The sequence below is a fragment of the Nesterenkonia sp. F genome, assembly GCF_000220985.1.
Lineage (GTDB): Bacteria > Actinomycetota > Actinomycetes > Actinomycetales > Micrococcaceae > Nesterenkonia.
Map to the genome: position 1 here is coordinate 1 of NZ_AFRW01000061.1, position 6,918 is coordinate 6,918.

The following is a 6,918-nucleotide window of genomic DNA, read 5'->3' on the forward strand; positions in this document are numbered from 1 at the left end:
CCACGTACGCCGCCTGTGACACATGCGCCAGCGCGTCCAGCGAGATGCTCACCAGTCGGGCCCCGCGCGTCACCGGCGGATCCCACTGGTCGTCGATGATCTCGCCGAGCTGGGCGTCGGAGAGTGTGTCCAGATAGGCCAGCTGAGCCTCGACGACGGCGCGCAGATGCTCGAGCAGCAGGTCGGCGTCGTCGACCCGCACCGCCCGGGCCTGCGCGCTGCTGTGCCCCAGGCCCATGTCGTGCCGGTCCAGTCCGAGTCCGAAGCGGGACTCGAACTCGCTGCGCGTCCACACCGGTTCCTCGCCGGTCAGCGCGGAGAGCTGCTCATCGATCTCCCGGGCGGCGTGCCACAGCAGCCACGCCGGCGAGTTGTCATGGCCTGGATGGGCATTGAGCACCGTCGGCGTCAGCGCCCCGCGCAGCGACTCGGCCTCGTCCAGCGGCCGCCGCGCGACGTCCTTCAGGATCTCCACGGAGTCCATGCGGTCTCTCCTCCTGTCGTGATGCTGCCTCATCGACGTGTCACGCCCTCACCGTGGTGTCACGTCCGGGCCCGGAGGTGACATCCGGGCGGGGACGTGACACCACGGCGGGAGGGCGGGACCGCCTCGGGTCGGAACGTGACACAGTCCATCGAGCCGGGGCAAGAGTGCCCGGTCTCCGGCCGAGCTCACTCCCCGGCGCGGACGAGCCCCGACTCGTAGGCGATCACCACGATCTGCGCCCGGTCGCGCAGCCCCAGCTTCGTCAGGATCCGCGAGACGTGGGTCTTCACCGTCTGCTCGGCCAGGTGCAGCGCCTCGGCGATCTCGGTGTTGGCCATCCCACGGGCGACCTCGGTCATGATCTCGCGCTCGCGGTCGGTCAGCTCGGCGAGCAGGTGCAGTCGCTGCGGCGACGGCGAGCGGCCCACATAGTCGGCGATCAGCGTGCGGGTGACCTTCGGCGAGAGCAGCGCCTCGCCCTCGGCCACCACGCGCACCGCGTGGATCAGCTCCTCCGGGGTGGCGTCCTTGAGCAGGAACCCGCTGGCCCCGGCGCGCAGCGCGTCGACGACGTACTCGTCGGCGTCGAAGGTCGTCAGCATCACGATCCGCGGCGGCGTGCCGGCCATGTGGGACAGCTGTCGTGTCGCCTCCAGCCCGTTGACTCCGGGCATGCGGATGTCCATGAGCACGACGTCGGGCCGGCAGCGGCGTACGACGTCGACGATCCCGGCGCCGTCCTCGGCGGTCTCGACGACGGCGAGGTCCTCCTGGGCGTCGAGCAGCGCGGCGAAGCCGGCTCGGATCATCGACTGGTCGTCGACGATCAGCACCCGCACCGGTGAACCGGCGTCGGAGCCGCCTGCCGGGGAGCTGCCCGCCGATGAGGTGCCGTCGGGCGCCTCGGGGGAGGACGGGACGGGGAAGGGTGTCATGGTCCCACGCTACCGCGCTGTGACGGGTGCCAGGACCCTCCCCCGTATCCCGGCAGGACGGCTCTGTGGTGTGATGACAGCATCAGAACCCATCGCTCAGACTCCTCCACCATGGTCACCCTCCGCCCCGCCGACGGACCGGTCAGCATGCTGCGCCGGCTGACCCGCGACGCCGCCTATGTGCTGCCCGGGCTGCCCATCGCGATCTTCGGGTTCAGTCTGCTGGTCAGCCTCTTCGCCCTGTCCCTGGCGACCTCGGTGCTCTGGATCGGTGCGCTGCTTCTGCCGGCGACGCTGATCCTCGCCTCCGGCTTCGCCGAGCTCTCCCGCCGGCGCCTGCGCGTCTGGGGAGCGGCTCCCGCCCCGGTGCGCTATCGGCCGCGCACCGCCGGGGTCGCCGGCCTGGTTCGGCTCATCGGCGACCCGCGTCGCTGGCTGGACCTGGTCTTCGAAGCAGTCATCGCCCTGCCCGTCCGACTGGCCACCTTCGCCGTCGCGCTGATCTGGATCGTCGGCGCCCCAGCGGAGCTCACCTACTTCCTCTGGTCGCTCCTCGTCCCGGGCGAGCGCGGACTGATCGCCCTGCTGGAGGTCGTCCAGCCCGCGCTGGTCCCCGTCGGAGACCTCGCCCGCTACGCCGTCGACTCCGGCGCCCACTTCCTGCTCGGCGTCGTGCTGCTGGTGACCCTGCCGATGGTGCTGCGCGGACTCGCCGTCTTCGACGCCGCGCTGGCGACGAGCCTGCTGGGCTCCGGCGGCCGCGGCCGGCCGCGGCCGCCGGAGCCCGGGGAGGTCGACGACCCCGAGGGAGCGGGAGACGTCGACGCCGACGACGGGCACGGCGGCCGGCGGAGCGCGGCCGCCGTCGAGGAGGCGCAGGCCTCGTTCTCCGCGGCGGCGTGGTCCTGGATCGGCACCAGCTTCAGCGCCGTGGTGCTGTTGGCCGTCGGGTGGCCGCTGACCAGCGTGCTCTACGAGGTGCCCGCGGCGATCGCGATGGTGCTGGTGCTGCTGCACTGCGCGGCGCTGCTGCTCACCCTGCGGCACGCCTGGGCCGGTCTCGCCGTCGGGCTGCTGGCCTCGGCGGCGATGATGTCGGCCACCGCGTCTGCCGGCGTCGTCGTCTGGCCCTGGCCGGTGACCACGATGATCACCCAGAGCGCCGTGCTGCTGGTCGCCGCACTGACGCGGCGCTGGTTCTGCGCCGCCGGCGGCTGGGCGGCCGGTGCGCTGCTCACCGCCGGGACGATGCTGGCCGTGGCGCCCGAACTTCCCGTGGGCTCGGTGAGCACCTCCACCGTCTTCGTCGCCGTCAGCGCGGCCGTGGTGGTGCTGGGCATCCTGACCCACCAATGGATCCTCGACGCCGGACGGCTGGAGGTCTCCGAGCGCACCAGCGCCCAGCAGACTCGGCGTCGCCGCGAGCTGGAGGAGCGCAACCGCATCGCCCGCGAGCTGCACGACGTCGTCGCCCACAGCATGTCGGTGGTCAGCGTCCAAGCCTCCACCGCGCCGTATCGGCTGCCGTCGTTGGACGAGGAGGCCCGCGGAGAGTTCGCCGAGATCGCCCGCTCCAGCCGCCGGGCGCTCTCCGAGATGCGCATGCTGCTGGGGATCCTGCGCGGCGAGGACGATGCCCCCACCGGACCGGCCCCGGGGGTGGAGGAGATCGGAGAGCTGGTCGAGTCCACCCGGGCGTCGGGGGCGACGATCGCCGTCCGCGGCGTCGAGGAGCTCCCCGAGATCCCCTCTGCAGTGGGCATCGCCGCCTACCGGCTGGTCCAGGAGGCGCTGAGCAACGCGCTGCGGCACGCGCCGGGGGCGCGCATCGACGTCGCCGCCAGCGTCGACAACGGCGACGGCGGCGCGGCGGGACGCTCCCTGCGCATCGAGGTATCCAACACCGCCCCCGGCGGCGACGCCGCCGCCTCCCCCGGGGCGGGGATGGGGCTGCATGGCATCCGCGAGCGGGTCGGGGCGGTCGGCGGCTCGGTGGAGGCCGGGCCGAGCGACGACGGCGGCTTCGCGGTCCGCGCGAGCCTGCCGCTGGAGCAGGAGTGAGCCCGCGGCCCCTCCTGGGGTGACTCCGTGGAATGGGTGGGAATGCGCGCTCTTTCCCACACCTCCCACGGAGTCATCGGGAGGGGAATCATCGGGAGGGCGGAGGCGGGGTCGCGCGGGGAGGTGTGCCTCCGCGCTCAGCGCAGGCGGCGGGCGCGCAGTACGACGTCGTCGGGATGGTCGCGCTCGGCGTGCTCCGGCCGGGAGCGCGGCCGCGAGTCGTGAGCCTCGATCTCCCAGGCCGCGCCGAGCAGCGCGGCGACCGAGTCGGTGCCGTGGAAGTCCCGTGGATCGGGCGCATGCGTGTGGCCTTCTGCGCGGATCCGGCGGGCCACGGCCTCGGGATCATGCGTGACGAACAGCAGCGTGCCGCCGACCGTGACGGCCTGCGCCAGCCCGCGGATGCCCTCGGCGTCGCCGATCGGCAGTGGCACGTAGTGGACGCTGACCAGGTCGAAGCTCTTCTGCGGCGGAGGGGCCGTGGTCAGGTCGAGCTGCTCGAAGGCGACCTGCTCGGCGAGACCGACGGCCTCGGCGGCCTCGGCCGCGCGAGCCAGGGCCACGGAGGAGACGTCGACGCCGGTGACCTGCCAGCCGCGCGCGGCGAGCCAGAGGGCGTCGCCGCCCTCGCCGCAGCCGACGTCGAGCGCGCGCCCGGTCGGCAGGCCGGCGGCCTCGGCGATCAGCGCGTCGTTGGCGCCGCCGCTGAAGTACTGCTCACGGCCGCTGTACATCGCATCCCACGTCTCGGCGGATGCAGGGATGACTCCGTGGGAACTGTGGGAATGCGGGTTCTTTCCCACGCTTTCCACGGAGTCATCGTGGACGTGGGGCCGCGGATGATGCTGGTGCATGGGGCGTCCTCTCCTCGGGGCGGGACGCCTCCACTCTGCCGGAACCCTGCCGCGTCGGCAGGAGGGTTTGCCGGATCGGCAAGAACCCGCCGCCGCGGGATCAGCGGGCCCGGTACTGGGCCATCAGCGGGCACTCCATCGGGTCCGAGTAGCCCAGCCCGACGCGGTGCAGGTAGCGAATCACGATGCCGTAGGACTCCACGAGCCCGGTCTCGGTGTAGGTGATGCCGCGCTCGGCGCAGAAGCGGCGCACGATGGGCCGGACCTTCCGCAGGTTCATGCTGGGCATGCGCGGGAAGAGGTGGTGCTCGATCTGGTAGTTCAGCCCGCCCATGGCCCACTCCATCGGCAGCCCGCCGCGGATGTTGCGCGAGGTCAGCACCTGCCGGCGCAGGAAGTCGACCTTCGAGTCCTTCGGGATCAGCGGCATGCCCTTGTGGTTCGGGGCGAAGCTGCCGCCCATGTAGACGCCGAAGACCACCAGCTGCACGGCCAGGAAGCCGATCCCCAGCCCCGGTCCCATCACCATGATCGCCAGCGCGGGGAAACCGATCAGTCGCACCGCGATCAGCGCGGCCTCGGCGACGCGGTGCTTCACCCGCTGGTCGGTGAGGATCGTGTGCACCGCGTGGAAGTGCAGCGAGAAGGCGAAGAGGGTGAGCAGCGGGAAGAACAGCCAGCCCTGCCGGCGCGTGATCCACCCCATGAAGCCGGTGCGCCCCTCGTTCTCGCCGGGGACGAAGACCAGCGCGCCGGTGGCGATGTCGCCGTCGCGGCCGATGGTGTTGGGGCTGGAGTGGTGGCGTCCGTGCTTGCGCGACCACCAGCCGTAGCTCAGCCCCACGCCCAGGTTGCCCACGAAGCGGGAGAACCACTCGTTGCGCCGCCCGTTGGCGAAGACCTGCTGGTGGGCCGAGTCGTGGGAGAGGAAGGCCAGCTGGGTGAAGAGGATGCCGAAGACTGCGGCCAGCCCCAGCTGCCACATGCTGTCGCCGAGGGCGAGCATCGCCGCCAGCGCCCCGACCAGTGCGACGCCGAGGATCGCCGTGCGCAGCACGTAGCTGCCGGCGCGACGGTCCATGAGTCCGGCGTCCTTCACCTCGCGGGCGAGGGCGGCGAAGTCGTTGGTCTGCCGGTTGCGCGGGATGCTCGCGACCGGGTCGGCGCGGAGCGCGTCCCGCGGGTGGTCGACGGTGCTGGTGGTGGTCATGTCCTCACCATAGGGAGAGGGTCGCGGCCGCCGCGTCCCGCCCCGGAGCCAGATGGACCCCCTACGTCAGTAGGGGGTCCATCTCAGGCGCCGTCGACGACGACGCGCAGGTCAGGGGCGAGCTCAGCGGCCGGCGCCGGCCCGCCTCCGAGGCGGGCTCAGCGCCGGCCTGCGGCCTCGCGCTGGGCCAGGCTGTCGGCCATGTCCTCGCGGCTCCAGCATTCCAGGTTCGTCAGCTCAGGCAGATCCTCGTCGACGAAGATCGGCTCCTGCCCCTGCTTCTTCTGGTCCTCGAAGTGGCGCAGCAGCTTGCAGGCCTTGCCGCCGAGCAGCGTGATGGCGACCAGATTGCACATCGCGATGATCACCATCGTCACTCCGGCGATCGCCCAGGCCAGGTCCACTGTGATGACCGAGCCGAGGAAGACCACGGCGGTGAGGACCAGGGCGAAGATCTTGCGCACGTTCTCGCTCGAGGAGATGAACAGGATGTTCGCCTCACCGTAGGAGTAGTTGCCCAGCACCGAGGTGAAGGCGACCAGGAAGATGATCACCGCCAGGGCGACGGCGCCGAAGGTGCCGAAGTTCGCCTCCAACGCGCCCTGGGTGAGCTCGGCGCCGAGGTTCGCGTCCGCCGCGACGGGATCCTCATAGGTGAAGAGGATGATGAAGGCGGTCACCGAGCAGATGATCAGCGTGTCCAGGTAGACGCCCAGAGTCTGCACCAGCCCCTGCTTGGCCGGATGGGAGACGTCTGCGGTGGCCGCGACGTTGGGCACCGAGCCCATGCCGGCCTCGTTGGAGAACATGCCGCGCTGGACGCCGGCCATGATCACCGCGCCGAAGGCGCCGCCCGCCGCCGAGCGGAGGTCGAAGGCGTCGCCGAGGATCTGGCCGAGCACTCGCGGCAGCTCCTCGATGTTCATGATCACCACGATCAGCCCGAGCAGGATGTAGAGCATGGCCATCAGCGGCACCACGTTCTGCGCCACCCGGGCCACGCTGCGCAGGCCGGCGACGACGATCACGCCGGTCAGCACTGTCAGCAGGATGGCCAGGCCCCAGGTCAGGCCGACGGTGCTCTCCGCACCCATGGACTCTGCGGCGCCGGTGACGGCGTCGACGATGGTGTTGGCCTGCAGCGAGGTGAAGGACAGCGCGAAGCAGAAGATGAAGATCACCGCGAAGACGAGGCCTCCGGAGCGCGAGCCCAGGCCCTGCTGGATGTAATAGGCGGGACCGCCTTTGAAGGTGTCGAAGCGCTTTCGCTTGTAGAGCTGCGCCAGCGTCGACTCCACGAACGAGGCCGCGGAGTTGAAGATCGCCATCACCCACATCCAGAACACCGCGCCCGGACCGCCCAGGGCGATC

Annotated in this window: 6 protein-coding genes; 1 reads left to right on the forward strand and 5 read right to left on the reverse strand. The window is 71.4% G+C overall.

Going from position 1 to position 6,918, the window contains the following annotated elements; genetic code table 11:
* Positions 1-484 (reverse strand): DinB family protein (locus GU5_RS0104940; protein WP_010524470.1); only part of this gene is annotated, 484 nt, incomplete at its 3' end.
* A gap of 188 nt (positions 485-672) precedes the next feature.
* Positions 673-1,326: a response regulator gene (locus GU5_RS0104945; RefSeq protein WP_010524471.1), complete on the reverse strand. Its 654-nt coding sequence runs from the start codon at positions 1,324-1,326 to the stop codon at positions 673-675.
* A 207-nt stretch (positions 1,327-1,533) separates the two neighbouring features.
* Here GU5_RS0104945 and GU5_RS0104950 point away from each other — a divergent pair, with 207 nt between their 5' ends.
* Positions 1,534-3,483: a sensor histidine kinase gene (locus GU5_RS0104950; RefSeq protein ID WP_010524472.1), complete on the forward strand. Its 1,950-nt coding sequence runs from the start codon at positions 1,534-1,536 to the stop codon at positions 3,481-3,483.
* 137 nt (positions 3,484-3,620) lie between these two features.
* Here GU5_RS0104950 and GU5_RS0104955 read toward each other — a convergent pair whose 3' ends face one another.
* From GU5_RS0104955 to GU5_RS14125, 3 genes are all read right to left on the reverse strand, one after another.
* Positions 3,621-4,337: a bifunctional 2-polyprenyl-6-hydroxyphenol methylase/3-demethylubiquinol 3-O-methyltransferase UbiG gene (locus tag GU5_RS0104955; RefSeq protein ID WP_083830317.1), complete on the reverse strand. Its 717-nt coding sequence runs from the start codon at positions 4,335-4,337 to the stop codon at positions 3,621-3,623.
* Positions 4,338-4,437: 100 nt separating this feature from the next.
* Entirely contained in the window at positions 4,438-5,547 is a 1,110-nt protein-coding gene (locus GU5_RS0104960; protein ID WP_010524474.1) for an acyl-CoA desaturase, read from the reverse strand.
* 158 nt (positions 5,548-5,705) lie between these two features.
* Positions 5,706-6,918 (reverse strand): alanine/glycine:cation symporter family protein (locus GU5_RS14125; protein WP_010524475.1); only part of this gene is annotated, 1,213 nt, incomplete at its 5' end.